This window comes from Bradyrhizobium australiense (assembly GCF_013114825.1).
Taxonomy (GTDB): domain Bacteria; phylum Pseudomonadota; class Alphaproteobacteria; order Rhizobiales; family Xanthobacteraceae; genus Bradyrhizobium; species Bradyrhizobium australiense.
On sequence record NZ_JAAVLX010000003.1, the window covers coordinates 37,531 to 58,280 of the forward strand.

The following is a 20,750-nucleotide window of genomic DNA, read 5'->3' on the forward strand; positions in this document are numbered from 1 at the left end:
AATCCGGGGAAACCGATGCCCAGCCTTCCGTTTGTGCTGCCCCATTGGCTCTACTGGGGCACGCTCGTCGTATTTCCGATCGTCGCCATGTATTTCGTCCAACGCCAGCGCCGGCGCGGCGCTCCGCAAGGTCCGTCGCTCTTCATCGCCTATATGTTCTGGCTCTGCTCGGGCTTCATGGGCCTGCACCGCTTCTACCTCAGGAGCAACTGGGGCCTGATCTTCATTCCGGTCTTCCTCCTTATCCTCCACACCACCGACGTCATTCGCGACAAGCGTGAAGACGTGTCGCGCACGCGAGCCGCCGTTGGCGCCGCCGTCTCCGAACTCGAGCATGCAAAAATTCCGCCCGGCGTGACCGCAACGCCGCAGATGCAGGAGCGGCTGGCTAAGGCCGAGGCGGCGCAACCCAAGGTCAAATCCGATTTTGAAGCGGCCCAAGCCGATTTGACGCAATGGTACAGCTATTCGCGCTGGCTGGCGATCCTGATGGCCGCGATGCTGGTTGGTGATGCCATCCTGTTGCCTGGACTCGTGCGCCGGCAAAAGCTGCGCGAGGCGGCAGAGCGGGCCAACGCACCGCCCGAGGCGGGGGTGCCGGAAGTGCCGCAGATCGGCACGCAGGAAGATCCGACTCTTCGCGTTCATACCCGCCTCACGGACGCGATCGAATGGGTAAACATCCGCGCCGGTGAATATGTCGCCTATTGGGCCGTGATTTCGGTGTTCGGCTATTACTACGAGGTGATCGCGCGGTTCGCTTTCAACTCACCCACCAATTGGCTGCATGAGAGCATGTTTCTGATGTACGGCATGCAGTACATGATCGCCGGCGCCTATGCCTATCAAAGCGATCAGCATGTGCGTGTGGATGTGTTCTACGTAAAATTCTCCACACGCGGCAAAGCCATCGCGGATATCATCACGTCGATATTCTTCTTCATATTCGTGCTCACGCTGCTTTTCACCGGCTGGCGCTTTGCCATGGATTCGTTCAATCCGGGCGGCATCGGCGAGGTCTCCTTCACTGAATGGGGCGTGCAGTACTGGCCGGTCAAGCTGATGATGCCAATCGGCGCCGCGCTGCTGCTGCTGCAGGGAATTTCCAAACTGATAAAAGACGTCATCATCCTGACGCGTGGGAGAGCCTGAGCCATGGGTTGGGAAATCGATATCGCATGGCTCACGCTGCTTCTGTTCGGCTCGCTCGGCATATTACTGGCGCTCGGTCTGCCGATGGCGTTCTGCACCGGCTCTCTTGCGGTGGTGTTCCTGTTCCTGTTCGGGAATTCGGCCATCCTGAACATGATGCCGTCGCGCATTTTCCCGTTCATGACCGACTACCAGCTCTCCGCCGTCCCGCTGTTCATCTTCATGGCGGCGATGCTGGAAAAGGCCGGCATCATCGAGGAGCTGTTCGATGCCGTTTATAAATGGCTCGGTTCGGTCAAGGGCGGCCTTGCGGCCGCGACTGTGCTGGCCTGCACGGCGCTCGCAGCGATGGTCGGCGTCGTCGGCGCGACAGAAGTCACGATGGGAATGATCGCGCTGCCGGCAATGCTCAAGCGCGGCTACGACCAGAAGCTGGCCTGCGGTTCATTGCTGGCCGGCGGAACGCTCGGAATTCTCATTCCACCATCGGTCATGGCGATCGTCTATGCGGTGGTTGCGCAACAGTCGCTTGGCGAATTACTGGTCGGCTCGATATTCCCGGGCTTTCTGCTCTCCGGCCTCTACATCGCTTACATCCTGATCCGTTGCTACATCAACCCAAAGCTCGGACCTGCGTTGCCGCCGGAAGAGCGCGTCAGCACGCGGGAGAAGTTCGCACTTCTCAGGAAGACCATCGCACCGCTGCTGCTGATCATCCTGGTGCTCGGCGTGATTTTTGTGGGTATTGCCACCCCGGTCGAGGCCGCCGGTATCGGCACCTTCGGTGCGCTGTTCGTATCGGCGCTGCATCGACGGCTCAACTGGTTGGCCGTGCAAGAGGCCGCCATCGCCACGCTGAAAGCCACGGCGATGGTGATGTGGATATTTTTCGGCGCAACAATGTTTGTCGGCTTCTTCATCGTGAAGGGCGGACAGACTTTCGTGGCGAACACAATTCTCGGAACGGGCTTGCCGCCTTACGGCATCCTGATGCTGATGATGGTGATTCTGTTCGTGCTGGGAATGTTTATCGACTGGGTCGGCATCCTCTTGCTCACCGTGCCGATCTTCCTGCCGATCATGAAAACCCTCGAATGGGGCGGCCTTTTTGGTTTGCCCGGTGTTCGCACCGAGGACGTGCCGCTCTGGTACGGCGTCATATTCATGGTCAACATGCAGATGGCGTTCCTGTCGCCACCTTTCGGCTATTCGTTGTTCTACCTGAAAAGCGTCGCGCCGCCGGAGATTACCATGGCGACGATTTTCCGCGCGGCCGTGAATTTCATGGCGCTGCAATGGCTGGGCGTTGGGCTGTGCATCCTGTTTCCATCGATTGTCACCTGGCTGCCCAGTTTGTTGTACGCCCGGTAATTGGTGCCGAGAGGCGATATCCGCATCGGGAATGTGCGCACCGTCGCCGACATCGAAACCATCGCGAACGCTGCGTCATCGGCGGCGCTTGGCTGCCGAAACTACTGCACCGCAGTTTGCCCCTGAACGGATTTTTACTGCCCGTGGCTCGCCAGCATCTGCTGGCAGCCCTTGCTGATCTTGGCGCGGTTCTGCTTCAGGCAGGCCAGCACCACCTGGTCGCCATCCTGCATGTGCGCCCGGCAATAGCGCGAGACGTCGCGCGCGCAGGCGTCGTGTCCCTTCTGCCGGTCCTGCTGGGCCGAGGCGGCTGACGTGATCAAAACCAGGGGAATGACGAAAAGAATCTTGGTCATTTGCTATGCCTTTGCACCGGTAGAACGCAATCAGCGCGTTCTATAGCGGTTTCCAGCGACGTGGATACCGGCTCGCCTCAAGAAAACGCGTCAAAACAGGAATCGGGCGCTGAAATCCGGGCGGCAACGCAATTGTGAAGGGGAAAGTGCGCTTTATGGAACGCCTGCGTCGCATCGCCGCAAGCGTCCCCGGGGGAGCCGAAGTGCGCCGATTATTGCGCGGCGAGCTTGCCCTTTTGCGCCGCAAGATCGCGATCCATCACGCTGCGGCAGCCCGCGCTCAGGTCGGCGCGATGCTTGATCATGCAGGCAGTGATCTTCGGAATATTCGGGATTTCCGAGCTGCAGAGGCGGAACGCGTCGCCGGTGCACATCTGCTGCGCTTCAGAGCTGAAGGCGAAGCTCGCGGTCGACGAAGCGGCGGCGAAAGACGCGGTCAAGGCCAGCACTGAACTGACCTTGCGAACGGCATTGAAGAACACTGCGGTCATTGTCGGCTCCTGTTGGCCCGGCAAGGCGGGCCCGTTGTTGATGGCAGGAGCATGCGCCGGGAACCGCCGGGCCGACTGTGACTGACGTCACTCGCGCATAAGGCCCTCATCTCCTTCGCTTAACCGGCGCTTGTTCGCGAGACGTTAAGACATTGTTGGCAGTAATGGCCCGTTGCGTGTGTGTATCCCGAGTATCTGGAAAGAGTAGCGATGCGTAATGCGTTGGGCCTGATGCTGGCTAGTGTAGTGACGGCGCTGGTGATCACCGGCGTTTGGTTCTGGACCTCCTCGCCGCGGGCCGACGCGGCCGCACCTCAAACCGTCGCCGCCCGCGCGGCCGAGCCGCTGCCGGCGCCCGCCGCGGCCAAGCCCGCACTGAGGGACGACGTCGAGATCACGGCCTCTCTCTCGAAGCCGGCCCCTGCCCCCGTGCCGGTTCCCGCAGCCCAGCCGATGCGATCAGCCTGCGCCAATCCCGACGCACTCGGCGTCAGCCGCACTGTCGTGATCGACACCACCGGCGGCCCCGGTTTTGGCTTCCTGCAATACAAGCAGTTCGACTTCCTCACCGACAAAGAGGTCGTGCTGACCTTCGACGACGGCCCGTGGCCGACCACGCCCGCCGTGCTCAAGGCGCTATCGGATGAATGCACCAAGGCCGTGTTTTTCCCGGTCGGCAAGCACACGACTTATCATCCGGAGATTCTCAAGCAGGTCGCCGCTGCCGGCCACACCATCGGCTCGCACACCTGGTCGCACAGCCATCTCGACAGCAAGAAGCTGACCGAGCAACAGGTCAGGGAAGAAATCGAGAAGGGTTTTAGCGCCGTGAAGATGGCGCTGGGTGCGGCGCCCGCGCCGTTCTTCCGCTTCCCCGCGCTCGCGCACACCCAAGCCGCGCTCGGCTATCTCGGCACGCGCAACATCGCGATGTTTTCCTGTGACGTCGATTCCAACGACTTCAAATCTTCCGGACCCGACCAGGTGATCCAGAACGTCATGACCAAGCTCGACAAGCAGGGCAAGGGCGTTATCCTGATGCACGATCTGCAGAAACATACCGCGCTGGCTTTGCCGACGCTGCTGCGCCGCCTCAAGGCCGGCGGCTACAAGGTCGTGCAGATGAAGGCCAAGGAGCAGCTCGAAACCCTGCCCGAATATGACGCGATGCTGGTGAAGGACCAGAAGATGCCGGCGGTTGCCAGCCGCCCGATCAGCAGCGTGGTGCAGACGGTTTCGCAGTAAGCCGACAGCTCAGTGTCATTCTGCAAAGGCGCGCGCCCTCGGAATAGTCCCTAGGGCGCGTTTTGCTTTGGCAATATCACCAGTAGATCCCGTGCCGATGCAGCTCGCGGACGATGCGCGCTTCGATCCAGTGGTGTCTGCTGCGCGGCTTCATACTTCTGGACATTAACGCCGTTCTCCGAACAAAAGGCCTTGCGGGCGCGGCTCTCGAACGCTCAACGGCGCGCGGCTCAACCTTCGCCGCCTTGGGCGCCCCGGCTTTAGGCGTCTCGGCTTTGGGTTCAACGATCGCCGGCCGCTCGGTATATTTCGGCGCTTCCGTAGCCTGCGGAGCCTCCGCGGTTCGCGGCGGCTCGACCGCCTTCGACGGCGCCGGAGCGGCCTGCGTCTCGCTGCCGGCCAGCGACAAACTCCGATCGCCAGCTTGAGCCGCAGCGGAGGCCAAAACGAAGCCTGCAATGAGAATGAGTTTACGCATGCTGGTGTCTCCCCTTGAAGTCCAGGCGGAGACTAGGCCGGGCGGGCGGCCCATTATGTGAGACAGGTCACACACAGGTGCACCGGTCGCCGAAGATCTACCGACGTGCCTAGGACCGGGTCTGATCCACCCGCCGCAGGATCTCTATCCCGTTGATATTCTTCACCAAGGCATAGGATTTCAGGAGTTGGGAGAGTTCGGGGTCGGCCGCGGCCCAACTCCCCCAGTCGCTATCCTGATTGTCGATCACAACAACGTCCGGCGGTTGCTTCCTGAAATCCTCAATCAGGCCGGCGCGCTCGCGCGCCACGTAGCCCGCGAGGCGGTCCGCCGTCGCCTGGTCGATGGACCCGTCCAGACGAGCGCGGCGGACGATCTCTCGTACCCAAAGCGCCTCCTGACGCGAGACCCATGTTCCCTGGAGCTCGCGCACCATCGGATGACCGATGACGGCTGCGGCACTCAGCATCAGGATCTTCGGCCGCGGTCCTATCAGGGTGACCTCTTCCTGGACGCGCCGCATATCGACACTCGCGTTGAACCAGAGGCATGCGTTCGCGAAGATGAGGGCGACGACGAGCATCGCGCCCGCGCGCAGCCTGCGCGATCCCGCCCGCTCATCTTGGCTGGCCGCAATCGCCCAGCCCGCCGCCAGCAATCCAAGCGCAACCATCGGATAGGCGTGATAACCCCAGCCCTTGCCCTGCACGAAAAACGAAATCGCAAAACCGAGCGATCCGGCCATCATCACGACAGCTGCAGCGTCCACTTTTCGCCGCTGGCTTTGCATCGCCAGCACGACCATGATCGCCACGAGCCACAACAGGGTCGCAGAAGTCAGCAAGATGGCAAGGAGCGGCGCTTTCAGGAGCAGATAGACGTCACGCACCAGCGGATAGACGAGCGTAAAATACTCCGGATAGAACGCGACAATGCAGAGCGCGTGGATCACAACCAAAGCTGCGGCGATCCAGTTCTCCGGCGCAAACAGCACCCGCCAGTCTCGCGCATGGGCGGCTGCCGTCAAAATGCAAAAGCCGACCGCAAAGACGAAGTACGGCTTGAAGTTCATGGTTGTCGCTGCGCACAGGCCGGCGATCAGGATCGCTGAGGGCGTAACCCGCTCGCCATTGGCGCGCAGAACATAGACCGCAAGTGCCGGCAGCAGCAGCACCAGCGCCAGGTGTTCGCGCTGGCCGAAATCATACATCGGCAGGATGGCCAGCAGCGCGGCCGCCCATACGGCAGCCGCGCGACGGGCACGCTCGCCGAACGAGGAGAAACGCAAGGCTCGCCACGTCAGCGCCAGCGATGTCGCGATCGATAGAAAGATCAGCCCGTTGGTCACGACTTCCGGCCGCGCGTGGATTGCGCGCGCCAGCGCCACGCCGAGGAAGTAGACCGCTCCCGCCATCGGCGGATTGGTCTCGAGAATGTCGACATACAGACGCTGACCGTCGAGCATGCGCTCGCAAACAATCAGCCACCAGCTGACATCCACGTTGAAGGGCAGAATCCCTCGCAGGATGATCGCCACCATGAACACGGCGACGACCGCGTGCAGGGGAGTCACGGTCCAGGCTCCCTGACGGGCGGTCTCATCCCCGGGAAGGCCCAGGCCGATATCGAGCGACATGCAAGATCCTGCGGAAAATGTGCAGGCAAGCTAGAAGGGGCCAGTTAATAAGAGATTTCAGGGGTGGACACGCGCTCGCCAGGCACATGGCCATTAAGCTGAAGGCGGCGATCGGCTGCGAGGAAGCGCTCCGGAGAGAGCGCGCCAAAAAAGCGTGGTGCCGCAAACAGGACTCGAACCTGTGACCCCGTCATTACGAATGACGTGCTCTACCAACTGAGCTATTGCGGCGGACCGAAGCGGCGTTCGGGGGCGACCCCGAAACGCCCGAACCTGATATCGGGCACGGCCGCGATTGGCAAGAAAAACGCTAGGCCCAGCGAAGCGTTTTGAAGCGAGGGGACATCGGTTCGCGTCAAGAATACCCCTCAAAGTAAGAAACTGAGCGCCTAGCTGCCGCCCCAGCGTGACAAAAATCCCCGCCAGCCGCCGGCCTGCGCCTTGGGCGGGGCGAGTTGTTCCGCGAATTCGTCCGCTGGGCCGTCCTCATCGATACCGGGGTCGTCCGGGGCCCGAACAAGCGGGATCACGGCGGGAATCGGGTTCGGAACCGCCTTCGGAATATCCTGCCGCGAACGGAACAGCGGCGCCGGCTGGTTTGGTGCCGGTTCGGCCGGCTTGGGCGGGGCCGGCGCCGGAGCGGTTGTCGCTTCCGGGTGGTTGGCCTCGGCGGGGGACACTTCGGCGGCAGCAGCCGCTGGCGGCACATTGTCCTGCGCGGCTGATGGTGCGGGCGTGACGGGGGCGGCGGGCTCGGCCGCCCGCTCGTCCACAGCCTCGGGCGGCGCAATCACCACGGCGCGGCGCGGGGTCGCCAACATGGCTTCTTCGAACGGCGAGGATTCGATTGTGCCGCCCTTGTCGGACGGCAGCGCCGCGACCGGCGTTTGCCACTGGAAGGCATCGAGCCGCCCGGTGACCGGAGAAACCGGCCGCCAGCGATCACTGACATAGCCGTCCGCAGTCCAGGACGGATCGTGCAGCGCGCGCACCGCGCGCAAGGTCCACGCGCGCGCCCGCCCCGAATCACCGTGTTCGGTTCGCTCGAGCTCCGCCATCAATAGCGCGACGCGCTGCGTCGGCTGTGCGATGAAGGGCGCCAGTGCTTCGCGCGCCTTGGTAAATTCGGAGGCATCGATCGCGGCGCGCGCGATCGCCAGCGCGCCCTCAATATGGCCGGGCGTTTTCGCAGCCAGCGTCTCGACCCGCACCAGCCGTTGCCGTGCGGAATCCCCTAACTTCACGTGAGCATAGGCATCAGCAAGATCGGGATGCGGCTGCGCCAGCCACGCCGTTTCGACGAGGCGCATCGACCGCCGCACCTGATGCGCTTCGCTCTCGAACTTGCTCGCCAGCACCGCGGCGGGCACCAGCGTCGGCGCCAGCTTGACCGCTTCCATCACGCTGTCGCGCGCCAGATCCCGATCGACCTTTTCAAGTTCGAGCGCGCGCGCCGTCAGCAGCACGCCGCGCTGCCTTCGATAGGTTGCCTTGTCGATCAGCCCGGCACTTTGATTATTATCGAGGATTTTCAGCGCGCCGGCCCAGTCGCCCTTGGCGCAGCAGAAGCCGAGCACGGCGTGCGACGCCCATGACGACGACGGCGACAGCTTCAGCGCTTCCTCGGCGAGCATGACGGCGGCGACGGGATCATCGGCGCGCTGCGCCTCGATGAACAGGCCACGCAGGCCCAATAGCCGCGTGTCTTCGCGCTCGGCCATGGCGCGGAAGGCGCGCTGCGCGCCCCCGCGGTCGCCATCGAGCTGCGCCGATTGCGCATGCAGCAGCAGGGCCAGCGGATCATGCGCCGCATGCTTGCGCGCGGCTTCGGCATGCATGCGGGCGGCGGAGGAATCGCCATGGCCGATCGCCAGCAATCCTTGCGTGATCGCGTGCCGGCCGCGGGCCTGACGCCGTTCGCGCCGGCTGCGGCGGATGCGTTGCGGCGTGCGCCACAGGCCGCGCAGGATCGCCCACAACATCATCGCCGCAACGATGATGATGCCGAGCGCCAGCAGGAACACCGGCAGCGTGGTCTGGACGCGATAGCCGCCCCACGACAGCACGACATCGCCGGTCTGCTCGGCAATCCAGGCCGCGCCAGCTGCACCGAGCGCGATCAACAGCAGAAACAGAATAATCCGAATCATTGAAATCCTTATTCCGACGGTTTGGCGAGCACAGCCATGGCGTCGGCCGCAAATTGACGGGATGCGGCCAGCGCGGCGTCGCGCGCGTCGGCCCGCTCAAGCCATGATTGCGCCGCAGCGCGATCGGCCGGCTCCAACGTCTTCAATTCCCGCCGCGCTTCGTTGAAATCGTTGCGCAGCGCAGCCGCCGTGATCCGCGCCACCACAGCGCCTCGGTCCGTGCCGGCGGTATCGGTGCGTTCGATCTTGACCAGTTTGGCCGCGCCCGCCTGCAGGCGGTCGACGATGCCGGTGCCGGACGTGGCGGCGCTCTGCTGCGCCGGCAACAGTTTTGGCACCAGCGCCAACAGTTCCGTGCTCAGCTTACCGGCGTTCGGTACGCCCTTCTCCGCAAACTGATCGAGCGGCTTCAGCGCATCGGGATTCGGCGCCAGCGCCCTGGCTGCGGCGAGCGCCGTCGGATAGGGATCGCCGATCCGCACCAGCACATCGAGCAGCGCTGCCGAGACCAGACGGCGCAGCGGCATATCATCCGCAGGTTTGGCATCGGCCTTCGTATCAGCGATCTTGCTGCCTTGTTGCGCGATTTCCGCGCTCTGCGCCCGTATCTGGTTCTCGACCTTGCCGATGCGTTCGGCGAAAGCGGCGAGATCAGGCGACACGTTGCCGTCGCCACGCGGCGCCGACTTCACCTCATTGATGGCGGATGCCAGCTTCTCGCTTTGCGCGCGCGCCGCGGCGAGCTCACCGCGCAGCGTCGCGACAGATCTTTCCAGGGCGTCGCTGCGCGCGGCAGCGGCAGGATCGGCCACCGGTTTGCCTACCTTCGCCTCGAGATCGGCGACGCGCGCGATCAAACCGTCCATAGCGGCGGCGTTGAGCTGTGCGGTCTGCGACACCGAGGCCGGCTGAATCGCGGGCCAGCCCAGCATCCAGCCGACGCCGATCACCAGCGCCGCCGCGACCGCGCCGGAGACCGGCGCGACGATCCAGGGAGACACAGGCCGAGACGGCGGCTCCGCAACCCGCGACTCCTCAATTGGAGACTCCTCAGCCGGCGCTTCGGCGACCTCGGGCGCGGGTTCAGCCACGGGCTCGGACGGCGCCTCGCCAGCGCTCTTGGTCTCGCTCGATACTTCGGAGGCATCGAGATCGATGGTCGGCGCCTCACGCTTCGGCCGGCCCGAGTCGGGCAATGATCCAGTGTCTTCGGGCCTGTCATCGACCATCACAGCGGTTCCCTTGAATGGTTAGGTGCCGAAACTTAGCAGAATCGGGACGTCTTAGAGCATGATCCGGCCGTGGCGGCACCGGTTTTCCGATAAGACCATGCTCAGACTTAAAGATTAGGGCCCGATCGGGCCTGCAACGCCCGGTTCAGCGCCTCGAACAGGGCGTTTTCGTCCGGCGAAGCCGCCGTCGTGACCTGGGTCGCGCCGGCGTCCCGCAACACCGCGGCGACGCCTGCCGAAATGCAGCATTGTGGCAGCGCCAGTGCCGAGATCTCGACGCCGCCGGAGCGCGCCGCCTCCAGAAACGCACGCGCGCTCCGCCGTGAGTAATGCAGCACGGCCTCGACCTCGTGCGCCACGAAAGCGTCACAGATTTCCCGCGGCAGGCTGGGCACAGGCACCATCCGGTACGTGGTATGCGTCACCACCGTAAAACCCTTTTCGCCGAGTTCGCCGGCAAGGTCGCGCGCGAGATCGGTGCCGGCAAGATACAGGATCGCCCTCGCCTGGTTCAGTTGCTTCGACTTCGCACTGGCCAGCACCAGATCGCGCAATGCGCCGGCGTCACCCTTCGAGGCGATCACCTCGCTGAACCCCGCTGCGCGCGCTGCAGCCGCGGTAGTTTCTCCGACCGCGAACAGCGGCAGCTTCAGGAGCCAGCTGTCGGCCAGATGGGGCGCGATGGCACGCAGCGCGTTGGCGCTGGTGACGATGAGGGCGCCAAAGGTCACGTCCGCGTCATCCTGGAACGGCACCGGCTCGAACCGCAGCATCGGCGCGCGCAGCACGTCGAAACCCCGCGCGCGGAGAGCCTTCGCGGTCGTCTCATCATCCGGACTTGGTCGCGTCACGAGAACGGCCATATTTCAGATCTCCGCCAAGCCGATTTCGGCACGCCTAGGCGATTGCACGTCGCAACCTCCTAGTGCTACCCGGTTACGGAAGCGTTGTTTTTGGCGATAGCGCAAGGGTTCAAATTGGACAACGACAAGCCGATGCTGGTGCTGGGTATCGAGACCACCTGCGATGAAACCGCAGCCGCCGTGGTCGAGCGCCAGCGCGACGGCAGCGGGAAGATTTTGTCCAATATCGTGCGCTCGCAGACCTCGGAGCACGCCCGCTTCGGCGGCGTGGTGCCGGAGATTGCGGCGCGCGCCCATGTCGACCTGCTCGACGGTATCGTCGGCCAGGCCATGAAGGATGCAAACGTCGGCTTCGCGCAACTGTCCGCGGTCGCGGCCGCCGCAGGTCCCGGTCTGATCGGTGGCGTGATCGTCGGGCTCACCACTGCGAAAGCGATTGCGATGGTGCACGATACGCCGCTGATTGCGGTCAATCATCTCGAAGCGCACGCGCTGACGCCGCGGCTCACTTGCGCGCTCGCTTTTCCCTATTGCTTGTTTCTCGCCTCCGGCGGTCACACCCAGATCGTGGCCGTAGTCGGCGTCGGCAAATATGTGCGGCTCGGCACCACCGTCGACGACGCGATGGGCGAAGCCTTCGACAAGGTCGCAAAGATGCTGTCGCTGCCCTATCCGGGCGGGCCGGAGGTCGAGCGCGCGGCGGCAGGCGGCGATGCCAAGCGCTTCGCCTTTCCGCGGCCGATGCTCGGCCGGCCGGATGCGAATTTCTCGCTGTCGGGATTGAAGACGGCCGTGCGCAACGAAGCTAACCGCTTGACGCCGCTGGAGCCGCAGGATGTCAGCGACCTCTGTGCCAGTTTTCAGGCCGCGGTGCTGGAATCGACGGCGGACCGGTTGAGCGTCGGCTTGAGGCTGTTTCACGAACAGTTCGGCCCGCCCCGCGCGTTGGTCGCCGCTGGCGGCGTCGCGGCCAACCACGCCATTCGCGGCGCGCTGCAGGATGTCGCCTCGAAAGCGCAGACCACGCTGATCATTCCGCCACCCGCACTCTGCACCGATAACGGCGCCATGATCGCCTGGGCCGGCGCGGAGCGAATGGCGCTGGGATTGACCGATACGATGGATGCGCCGCCGCGGGCGCGCTGGCTGTTAGATGCCAACGCAACCGCGCCGGTAGGCTTCGCCAACACCCGCGCAGGATTCTGACATGACGTCCTTTAATTCGGTCGCGGTGATCGGCGCGGGCGCATATGGCACCGCGCTCGCGTGCGCCGCGGTACGGGCCGGCCGCGACGTCGTGCTGTATGCGCGGAGCGCCGATGGTGCCGCGCAGATGCAGGCGACGCGAAACAATCCAAAGCTACCCGGCGTGAGCCTCGATAGCAGTATCGGGGTCACGGCCGAGATCGCTGCAGCAGGGCGCGCGGACATCGTCCTGCTTGCGACGCCTGCGCAAAATTTGCGCGAAGCCGCGGCGGCACTTGCGCCGCATCTCGAACCGAAGACACCCGTCGTCGCCTGTGCCAAGGGCATCGAACGGGGCACACACCGGTTCATGACTGAAGTCATCGCTGAATCCATACCGGATGCAATCCCTGCAATCCTGTCGGGACCGAACTTCGCCGATGACGTCGCGCGAGGCCTTCCGACTGCCGTGACGCTTGCCGCAAGAGATGAAAAGCTGGCGAGCGATCTGGTGCAGGCGCTGGGCTCGTCAACTTTCCGGCCCTACCACACTTCTGATGTCCGCGGCGTCGAGATCGGCGGCGCGGCCAAGAACGTGCTGGCGATCGCCGCCGGCATCGTCGTCGGCCGGCAACTCGGCGCCTCGGCGCTGGCGGCGCTCACCACGCGAGGTTTCAGCGAACTCGCGCGCCTCGGCCGCGCTTGCGGCGCGCGCAGCGAAACGCTTGCGGGTCTGTCGGGCCTCGGCGATCTGGTCCTGAGCTGCTCCAGTCCGCAGTCTCGCAATTTGGCATTCGGCATTGCGCTTGGCCGCGGCGAAGCGCCGAACAGCGACAAGCTTGCCGAAGGCGAATTCACTGCGCCGGTCCTGATCGAACTGGCCGCTTCGCAAAATGTTGATATGCCGGTATCAAATGCCGTCGCGGCGATCCTGAACGGCAAAGTGACGATCGACGCAGCGATCGAAGGCCTGCTGACGCGGCCGTTCAAGGCGGAGGAATGACGATGGCATACTGGCTGGTGAAATCCGAACCGTCGGCCTGGTCATGGGACCAGCAGGTTGCAAAAGGAGCAAAAGGCGAAGCCTGGACCGGCGTGCGCAATTTCACCGCGCGGCAGAATCTCATTAACATGAAGAAGGGCGACAAGGCCTTCTTCTATCATTCCAATGAGGGCAAGGAGATCGTCGGCATCGCCGAAGTCATCAAGGAAGCCTATCCCGATCCGACCGACAAGACCGGAAAGTTCGTCTGCGTCGACATCAAGGCCGACAAGCCGTTGAAGACGCCGGTGACGATGGCCGCGATCAAGGCCGACAAGAAGCTCGCGGATATGGCGCTGGTGAAATATTCGCGGCTGTCGGTGCAGCCGGTGACGGCGGAGGAGTGGAAGCTCGTCTGCAAGATGGGCGGGCTGTAGGCAGTAAGTCCTCATCCCTGAGGGGGCGCGTCAGCGCCGTCTCGAAGGATGACCGCAGCGGGGGCCTCACCATGAGGAGATAGATATTACGCAGCCGCCGCGGTCACCACCTGCGCCAACAGCGCCTCGCGCTTCGCCTGGGTGCGATAGCCTTTCATCGTCGCGGCAAAGCGTTCGAGGATGCCGTCTTCGAAGGCGGTGACGATGGTGTCGTGGACGTAGCTCTTGCGGCAGATCGCGGGCGTGTTCGAGAGTTCGTCGGCTGCGGCGCGCACGGCTTCTAGTACCTGCTTCTTGCGGCCGCGGGCGCTCGCCGCCGGCGAAATCCGCGACAACGATTCCAGCACCACGGCCGAGGCCACCAGCGTGCGGAAATCCTTCAGCGAAATCTTGATGCCGGCGATCTCGCGCAGGAACGCGTTCACGGCCGTGGTCGAGGCTGCGCGCACGACCCCAGACCTGTCGCGGTACTGGAACATGCGCTTGCCCGGCACGGTGCGTAGGATGCCGATCGCGCGCACCAGCTTGGCGGCGTCGCATTCCTTGCGCACGGCCTTGCCGCCCTTGGCCTTGAAGATCAGCACGAGGCAATCATCTTCCAGCGTGACGTTCGATTTCAACAGCGTGGTGGCGCCGCGGGTGCCGTTGAGACGCGCATATGATTCGTTGCCGGGACGGATCGCGGTACGCGCGATCAGCTCGATCACGGCCGAGAGCGCAAACTCCCGCGTCGGCTCGTCGTCCGACAAGTACGCAGAGACCTTGCGCCGGATCTTGGGCAGCGCCGCGACCAGCTTGGCCAGGCGATGCGCCTTGCGGTGCTCGCGGACCTTTTCCCAATCGGCATGGTAGCGGTACTGCAGCCGCCCCGCCGCGTCGATGCCGACGGCCTGCAGATGCGAATTCGGATCGGCGGAATAGCGGACATCGCGATAGGCCGGCGGCACCGCCATCGAATGCAGGCGGCGGATGGTGCTGGCGTGGCGGATCTGCGTGCCGTTGGCGCGAATGAATGAATAGCCTTTTCCGCGCTTGATGCGGCGGATGGTCAGCCCGTTCTGGTCGCCCAGCTTGAGGCCAAGTTCCTGAGCCAGCTCTGCGACGGAGGTCTTGGGGGCGGTGTGCGGCTTTGCCGCGGAAGACTTGAGCCGCGCCTTGGCCGGTTCCTTCGGCAGTTGCCCGAGCGCTTCGGCCAATGCAACGGCGGGATCGGCGGAAACGGGCCGCGTAGCCTCGAAATTCTGCTGATCCATCATGACCGTTGTCGCCTTGCTCCGCCTGTTTCGCCGGTAATGCCGCTTATTGTGGCTTCGTTCCGGAGGGCCGCCGCCCCGGGGAGGCCATTTAGGGGGTACTGAACCGCTTTGCGAGTCCCGATTCCGTCATTGCTGGTTATCAGATACCTTTCATGGGAGCCATTCCGGCGATAACGTTGATTTCGCCCTGAGCAGGCTCGCGAAAAGTGAGACACTTTGATCCGTGACAAGGCCGGGAACCGGCTGCCCGACCAAGGTCGCAAACGTTCCGCCTTGTCCGGGTATCGCCCCGCGACGCATAATCGCTGCAAACAATTCAGGACGACTTGCGACCGGCCCAGTGCAGGCGTCGGGGTCGCAATGAGTGGGAGGGTAAAGATGTCCGAGAAGATTTACGACGTATCCGCCGATTGGGCCAAACGCGCCTATGTCGACGACGCCAAGTACCGCGAAATGTATGCCCGCTCGGTCTCGGACCCCAACGGTTTCTGGGCCGAACAGGCCAAGCGGATCGACTGGATCAAGCCCTTCCACAAGGTCGAAAACGTCTCCTTCGCCCCCGGCAACATCTCGATCAAATGGTTCGAGGACGGCGTCCTGAACGCCGCCTGGAACTGCGTCGACCGCCATCTCGACAAGCGCGGCAATCAGACGGCTATCATCTGGGAGGGCGACGATCCCTCGCAGTCCAAGCACATCACCTACCGCCAGTTGCACGACGAGGTCTGCAAGATGGCCAACATCCTGCGCACGCGGAACGTCAAGAAGGGCGACCGCGTCACCATCTATCTGCCGATGATCCCGGAAGCGGCCTACGCGATGCTGGCCTGCGCGCGGATCGGCGCCGTCCATTCGGTGGTGTTCGCCGGCTTCTCGCCGGACAGCCTCGCCCAGCGCATCACCGACTGCCAGTCCAAGGTGATCATCACCGCCGACGAAGGATTGCGCGGCGGCAAGAAGGTGCCGCTGAAGGCCAACGTCGATGCCGCGATTGCGAAAGCCGGCGGCGTCGATTGGGTCGTCGTAGTGAAGCGCACGGGTGCTGCCGTCGACATGAATCCCTCGCGCGATTTCTGGTACCACGAAGCGGCCGCGATGGTGACGACGGAATGCCCGGTCGAGCACATGCACGCGGAAGATCCGCTGTTCATCCTCTATACGTCGGGCTCCACCGGCCAGCCGAAGGGCGTGCTGCACACCACCGGCGGCTATCTCGTCTTCGCGTCGATGACGCATCAATACGTGTTCGATTATCACGATGGCGACATCTACTGGTGCACCGCCGACGTCGGCTGGGTCACGGGCCACAGCTACATTCTCTATGGGCCGCTGGCGAACGGCGCCACCACGCTGATGTTCGAAGGCGTGCCGAACTACCCCGACAATTCCAGGTTCTGGAACGTCATCGACAAGCACAACGTCAACATCTTCTACACCGCGCCGACCGCGATCCGCGCGCTGATGCAGAGCGGCGACGGCCCCGTTCAGAAGACCTCGCGCAAGAGCCTGCGCCTGCTTGGCTCGGTCGGCGAGCCGATTAATCCGGAAGCGTGGGAATGGTATCACCGCGTGGTCGGCGACGGGCGCTGCCCGATCGTCGATACCTGGTGGCAGACCGAGACCGGCGGCATTTTGATCACGCCGCTGCCGGGCGCCACAAAACTCAAGCCGGGTTCGGCGACGCGGCCGTTCTTCGGCGTGGTACCTGAGATCGTTGACGCCGAGGGCAAGGTGCTCGAAGGCGAATGCACCGGCAATCTCTGCCTCGCTAAATCCTGGCCCGGGCAGATGCGCACGGTCTATGGCGACCACGCCCGTTTCGAGCAGACCTATTTCTCCACCTACAAGGGCAAGTACTTCACCGGCGACGGCTGCCGGCGCGATGCCGACGGCTATTACTGGATCACCGGCCGCGTCGACGACGTCATCAACGTTTCGGGCCACCGCATGGGCACAGCCGAAGTCGAAAGCTCGCTGGTGGCGCATGCCAAGGTGTCGGAAGCCGCGGTCGTCGGCTATCCCCACGACATCAAGGGCCAGGGCATCTACGCCTATGTGACGCTGATGGCCGGCACCGAACCGACCGAGGAGCTGAGGAAAGAGCTGGTCGCCTGGGTGCGCAAGGACATCGGCCCGATCGCCTCGCCCGACCAGATCCAGTTCGCGCCCGGCCTGCCGAAGACCCGCTCCGGCAAGATCATGCGCCGCATCCTGCGCAAGATCGCCGAGGATGAGCCCTCCAGCCTCGGCGATACCTCGACCCTCGCCGACCCCGCCGTGGTCGACGATCTCGTCAAGAACCGGCAGAACAAGAAGAGCGCGCCGGCGTAGGCTGGCGCACCTCACGCCTCCAGCTTCGGCTTCGGAGCCGCCCACGCTTCCTACGTCGTCATGGCCGGGATTGCCCGTCTTCGCTAAAGCTTCGCCGGACTAATATCGTATGTCCGGCGAAGCCTTGGCGTAGCGGGGTGCCGGCCATCCACATTCTTTCATGCGGAGACCAAGAATGGATGCCCGGGACAAGCCTGGGCATGACGAGTTTGTGGACCGATCCCGGTACACCGAAGCAGCAGAACCTGGCCGGCAGTCCCACCGCTCACGCGGTTGTCAGTAGCGAGCCCGCCTCGGTGGGCATTTCGCTACCCGGTGTTGTTTTCAGGTCATTTACTTTATTTCGAACATTTTCTTTGTTCCCCCCACCGAAACCGGTCTCGAGAGCCGTCGTCGAAACCGTTCGGTGAATGCACGCGACCAACAATGCGTGGCGAGACAATGAGCCGCCAAGGCTTCAACGCCACGGCTTGAAAGGACATTTGAGAGCCCTTGAAGGGCTGGCAAAAGTGGAGCTGGGGAATGTTGAAGAGATTTGCGGCGGCATTGGCCGTCACCATGGCTGTGTGCATTGTGATGTCGTCGGCGGCGCAAGCGCGGCCGGAACTGGTGGGCATCAGCGGCGATTACACGCCGGGCACTATCGTGGTGAAGACCCATGAGCGACATCTTTACCTCATTCTCGAATCCGGTCGCGCCATGCGCTATCCGGTCGGGGTCGGCAAGGCCGGCAAGCAGTGGTCCGGCACCACAAAGATCGACGGCAAGTATCTCAACCCGGCATGGTCGCCGCCGAGCGAAGTCAAGCGCGACAAGCCCGACATGCCCGACGTGATTCCCGGCGGCTCGCCCCGCAATCCGATGGGGGTCGCGGCGATGACGCTAGCCGGCGGGGAATATGCCATTCACGGCACCAACGTGCCGGGCTCGGTCGGCGGCTTCGTATCCTACGGTTGCATCCGCATGCTCAACGACGATATCTCCGATCTTTATCAACGCGTCCCTGTCGGAACCACGGTGACGGTAACGCGCTGATCGACCGAAATAGACTGAATGCAAAAAGCCGCTCGGTTCGCGCGACTTTCATCTAGGCATCGACTGCCCTGCGTTCGCGCACCAGCCGCTGCGGTGGCCGCCGCCATAACTGCGGGCATGACCGGCAGCGAGCATCGCCAGCGATAGATTGCTGGTCCGCTTTGTCGCGGCGTCAGCCACGACACGGCCACCATATTTGTCCGGCCCGATATTGTAGATCGCGACGTCGCCCTGCCCGAGCAATCCGCGCAACGCCTCGGTCGCGGCCTCAGCCATCTGCAACTCTTCCGGACACGCTGCCTTCAATTCGGGCGCATCGATGCCGCGAAGGCGGATGCGCGTGGTCGGATCGAGGCCGGGCGACAAATGCACCCGCGCCTCAAACGTGTCGCCATCAATGATCCGTATGACATCAACGCCGTAGCGCATATCAGGACTTCCGGCCCGCTTCCAGACCATCTCGGCATCGCGCGCCGCCTGGCTGTCGGCGAAACTCGGCAACCACCGGCGTACCCAGTCCCGCACCGGCAGCATCGTGCTCGCGGCCACGCAAAACACGAACACCCACGGCAGTGCTGCCGAAAACCAGCGGCGTCGCGGACCCCGGCGCGAGGACCGGTATGTATTTGTTCTCTCATAGGGAGGCATGTTCCCGACTAAGAGCTGAGTCGGGTCGTCGGGCAAGGGCCCATTGCCCTCGCTTCGACCATCAAAAATCCGAAGCGATCCCTTTGCGCTCCCAATCGCCATAGCGGGTCGGTTCCGGTCCCTTCGGGCCCTGGAATTCCTTCTGCAGCGTGGTGGCGCTGGCTTCCGCAGCCTTGCGACGCGCGTCGGCCTCGGCAAGTGCGCGCTGGGCCGCGGGCGTCAGCATCTTGCGTTCCGCAACCGGCGCGGGGGATGAATAATAATTGGTCATCGCAACTCTCCCATAGCACGGGATGGGCGCACAGATGACATCACATTCGTGAATTTGTCTGTGGCGATTCTTACATTTGGCATATTCGCATGCCAAAAGAGCGTTTCATTTCATTGGCATGAGCCGAAACCTTTCCGCCTTCCGAGACATTCCTGCTCCATGCCCCCTTCAAGATTCGCAGTACCTTCAGAAGTGCCCGGCCTCGCCGCGCGACGGATCGCGGCTGATATTCTCGACGGCGTGCTGCACAAGCATCGCACCCTCGACGATCAGCTCGACGGCTCGGGCGCCCACCCCGGACTGAAAGCGCTCGCCGATCGCGACCGCGCGCTGATGCGGCGACTGGTCGCGACGATCCTGCGCCGGCTCGGCACGCTCGGCCATTTGCTTTCGCGCCTGCTCGATCGCGGCGTCCCGACGGACGCGCCGCGCGCACAGAGCGCGCTGCTGATCGGCGCGGCGCAGATTCTCTGGATGGATGTACCCGATCACGCCGCCGTCGATCTTTCGGTTCGGCTGGTGCAATCGGACCGGCGCGCCGCCAAATATGCCGGCCTCGTCAACGCCGTGCTGCGCCGCTGCGCCCGCGAGGGGCAACCGCTGATCGAGGAAATCAAATCACAGACGCTGGACATTCCGCCGTGGCTGCTCGCGCGCTGGATCGGCGCCTATGGCGAGGCCACCGCGCGGGAGATGGCGCGCGCCATCGGCCACGAGCCTTCACTCGACATCACCGTGAAAGCAGACGCGCCGCAATGGGCGAACCGCCTGCATGGTGAAACCTTGCCGACCGGAACCGTGCGTACGCTGCTGCAGGGTTCGGTGACCATGCTGCCCGGTTTCTCCGAGGGACAGTGGTGGGTGCAGGACGCCGCCGCCGCGCTGCCGGCGCGGTTGTTCGGCGATGTCGCCGGCAAGAGCATCGTCGATCTCTGCGCCGCGCCCGGCGGCAAGACCGCGCAACTGGCGCAAGCCGGCGCGCGCGTCACCGCGGTCGATCGCTCGCCGGCGCGCATGGCGCGGCTGCGCGACAACCTGGCCCGGCTGTCGCTGCAGGCCGATGGCGTCGTGACCGATGCAGCCGAATGGCATGGCGGCGGCAATGGCGGCTTTGACGGCGTGCTGGTGGATGCGCCCTGCACCTCCACCGGCACTATCCGCCGCCACCCCGATGTCGCCTGGCTGCGTCAGGAAGCCGACATTGCGGCGCTGTCGGCGTTACAGAAGCGATTGCTGCAAAAGGCGGTCGCCCTGCTCAAGCCGGGCGGAACGCTGGTCTATTGCACCTGTTCGCTGGAGCCCGAGGAAGGCGAGCAAGCGGTCGCGTCCTTGCTCGCGACCGAACCGGGCGTGCGCCGTGCCCCGATCGAAGTGGGCGAGGTTTCGGGTTTGAGCGAAATCGTGACCGCAAGCGGCGATTTACGCACCCTGCCCTGCCATTTGCCCCATGCCGACCCCCGGCTCGGCGGGCTGGATGGATTTTACACGGCGCGCCTGGTTAAAACCTGATTTTAGGCCGGAATCTCCCTGGCTTCGGGTGATTCGACCGTTTTCAAGATGGTGTCTTACCGGCGTTTCCGGATTAAAAGGATTCGCCAGAATACCCCTCCCTCCCTAAGCCAAGGCACGGC

The 20,750-nt window shown here is 63.9% G+C and carries 19 protein-coding genes and 1 tRNA gene; 9 read left to right on the forward strand and 11 right to left on the reverse strand.

From position 1 onward, the window contains the following. The first annotated feature begins 15 nt into the window (after positions 1–15). Both HCN58_RS07305 and HCN58_RS07310 read left to right on the forward strand, forming a co-directional pair. On the forward strand, positions 16–1,152 hold the full coding sequence (locus HCN58_RS07305; RefSeq protein WP_171578703.1) for a TRAP transporter small permease subunit: 1,137 nt from the start codon (positions 16–18) through the stop codon (positions 1,150–1,152). A gap of 3 nt (positions 1,153–1,155) precedes the next feature. Continuing rightward, entirely contained in the window at positions 1,156–2,523 is a 1,368-nt protein-coding gene (locus HCN58_RS07310) for a TRAP transporter large permease (protein ID WP_171578704.1), read from the forward strand. Positions 2,524–2,657: 134 nt separating this feature from the next. Here the strand turns inward: HCN58_RS07310 and HCN58_RS07315 are convergent, their stop codons facing one another. Further along, positions 2,658–2,879, reverse strand: a complete 222-nt coding sequence (locus HCN58_RS07315) for a hypothetical protein (RefSeq protein ID WP_171578705.1) — start codon at positions 2,877–2,879, stop codon at positions 2,658–2,660. A 212-nt stretch (positions 2,880–3,091) separates the two neighbouring features. Beyond that, complete coding sequence (locus HCN58_RS07320; RefSeq protein ID WP_171578706.1) at positions 3,092–3,370, reverse strand: hypothetical protein; 279 nt, start codon at positions 3,368–3,370, stop codon at positions 3,092–3,094. Positions 3,371–3,580: 210 nt separating this feature from the next. Here HCN58_RS07320 and HCN58_RS07325 point away from each other — a divergent pair, with 210 nt between their 5' ends. Continuing rightward, a complete protein-coding gene (locus HCN58_RS07325) occupies positions 3,581–4,615 on the forward strand; it encodes a polysaccharide deacetylase family protein (protein WP_171578707.1) in 1,035 nt (344 codons plus the stop codon). Between the two features lie 76 nt (positions 4,616–4,691). On the opposite strand, the gene HCN58_RS07330 is transcribed toward HCN58_RS07325, so the two are convergent. The 6 genes from HCN58_RS07330 to HCN58_RS07355 all read right to left on the reverse strand — a co-directional run bounded on the left by HCN58_RS07330 (position 4,692) and on the right by HCN58_RS07355 (position 10,974). Then, entirely contained in the window at positions 4,692–5,024 is a 333-nt protein-coding gene (locus tag HCN58_RS07330; RefSeq protein WP_235983483.1) for a hypothetical protein, read from the reverse strand. Between the two features lie 178 nt (positions 5,025–5,202). Beyond that, positions 5,203–6,729, reverse strand: a complete 1,527-nt coding sequence (locus HCN58_RS07335; protein ID WP_171578709.1) for a TgpA N-terminal domain-containing protein — start codon at positions 6,727–6,729, stop codon at positions 5,203–5,205. Between the two features lie 155 nt (positions 6,730–6,884). Further along, a tRNA-Thr gene (locus HCN58_RS07340) sits at positions 6,885–6,960 on the reverse strand. Between the two features lie 158 nt (positions 6,961–7,118). Continuing rightward, positions 7,119–8,879, reverse strand: coding sequence for a heme biosynthesis protein HemY (locus HCN58_RS07345; protein WP_171578710.1), 1,761 nt, complete (start codon positions 8,877–8,879; stop codon positions 7,119–7,121). Positions 8,880–8,887: 8 nt separating this feature from the next. After that, positions 8,888–10,108, reverse strand: coding sequence for a COG4223 family protein (locus HCN58_RS07350; RefSeq protein ID WP_171578711.1), 1,221 nt, complete (start codon positions 10,106–10,108; stop codon positions 8,888–8,890). 110 nt (positions 10,109–10,218) lie between these two features. Then, the gene (locus tag HCN58_RS07355; RefSeq protein ID WP_171578712.1) at positions 10,219–10,974 is read right to left on the reverse strand and encodes a uroporphyrinogen-III synthase; all 756 of its coding nucleotides are present in this window, start codon (positions 10,972–10,974) and stop codon (positions 10,219–10,221) included. Between the two features lie 132 nt (positions 10,975–11,106). Here HCN58_RS07355 and tsaD point away from each other — a divergent pair, with 132 nt between their 5' ends. Genes tsaD through HCN58_RS07370 form a run of 3 tightly spaced genes read left to right on the forward strand, consistent with a single transcriptional unit; the run spans position 11,107 to position 13,578 of the window. After that, entirely contained in the window at positions 11,107–12,180 is a 1,074-nt protein-coding gene (tsaD, locus tag HCN58_RS07360) for a tRNA (adenosine(37)-N6)-threonylcarbamoyltransferase complex transferase subunit TsaD (RefSeq protein WP_171579507.1), read from the forward strand. Between the two features lies 1 nt (position 12,181). Continuing rightward, positions 12,182–13,162 (forward strand): NAD(P)H-dependent glycerol-3-phosphate dehydrogenase, encoded by a 981-nt coding sequence (locus tag HCN58_RS07365; RefSeq protein WP_171578713.1) that lies wholly within the window; start codon positions 12,182–12,184, stop codon positions 13,160–13,162. Between the two features lie 2 nt (positions 13,163–13,164). After that, positions 13,165–13,578 carry an EVE domain-containing protein gene (locus tag HCN58_RS07370; RefSeq protein WP_171578714.1) on the forward strand — a complete coding sequence of 138 codons (414 nt, stop codon included), beginning with the start codon at positions 13,165–13,167 and terminating at the stop codon, positions 13,576–13,578. 86 nt (positions 13,579–13,664) lie between these two features. On the opposite strand, the gene HCN58_RS07375 is transcribed toward HCN58_RS07370, so the two are convergent. Further along, positions 13,665–14,834 (reverse strand): DNA topoisomerase IB, encoded by a 1,170-nt coding sequence (locus HCN58_RS07375; RefSeq protein ID WP_171578715.1) that lies wholly within the window; start codon positions 14,832–14,834, stop codon positions 13,665–13,667. Between the two features lie 378 nt (positions 14,835–15,212). Here HCN58_RS07375 and acs point away from each other — a divergent pair, with 378 nt between their 5' ends. Beyond that, a complete protein-coding gene (acs, locus tag HCN58_RS07380) occupies positions 15,213–17,165 on the forward strand; it encodes an acetate--CoA ligase (protein WP_171578716.1) in 1,953 nt (650 codons plus the stop codon). A 522-nt stretch (positions 17,166–17,687) separates the two neighbouring features. After that, positions 17,688–18,200: a L,D-transpeptidase gene (locus HCN58_RS07385; protein ID WP_171578717.1), complete on the forward strand. Its 513-nt coding sequence runs from the start codon at positions 17,688–17,690 to the stop codon at positions 18,198–18,200. Positions 18,201–18,248: 48 nt separating this feature from the next. Here the strand turns inward: HCN58_RS07385 and HCN58_RS07390 are convergent, their stop codons facing one another. Next, positions 18,249–18,848 (reverse strand): thermonuclease family protein, encoded by a 600-nt coding sequence (locus HCN58_RS07390; RefSeq protein ID WP_171578718.1) that lies wholly within the window; start codon positions 18,846–18,848, stop codon positions 18,249–18,251. Between the two features lie 61 nt (positions 18,849–18,909). Beyond that, a complete protein-coding gene (locus HCN58_RS07395) occupies positions 18,910–19,119 on the reverse strand; it encodes a DUF1674 domain-containing protein (RefSeq protein ID WP_171578719.1) in 210 nt (69 codons plus the stop codon). 159 nt (positions 19,120–19,278) lie between these two features. On the opposite strand from HCN58_RS07395, the gene HCN58_RS07400 reads away from it, so the two are divergent. Next, entirely contained in the window at positions 19,279–20,628 is a 1,350-nt protein-coding gene (locus HCN58_RS07400; RefSeq protein WP_171578720.1) for an RsmB/NOP family class I SAM-dependent RNA methyltransferase, read from the forward strand. The last annotated feature ends 122 nt before the right edge of the window (positions 20,629–20,750 follow it).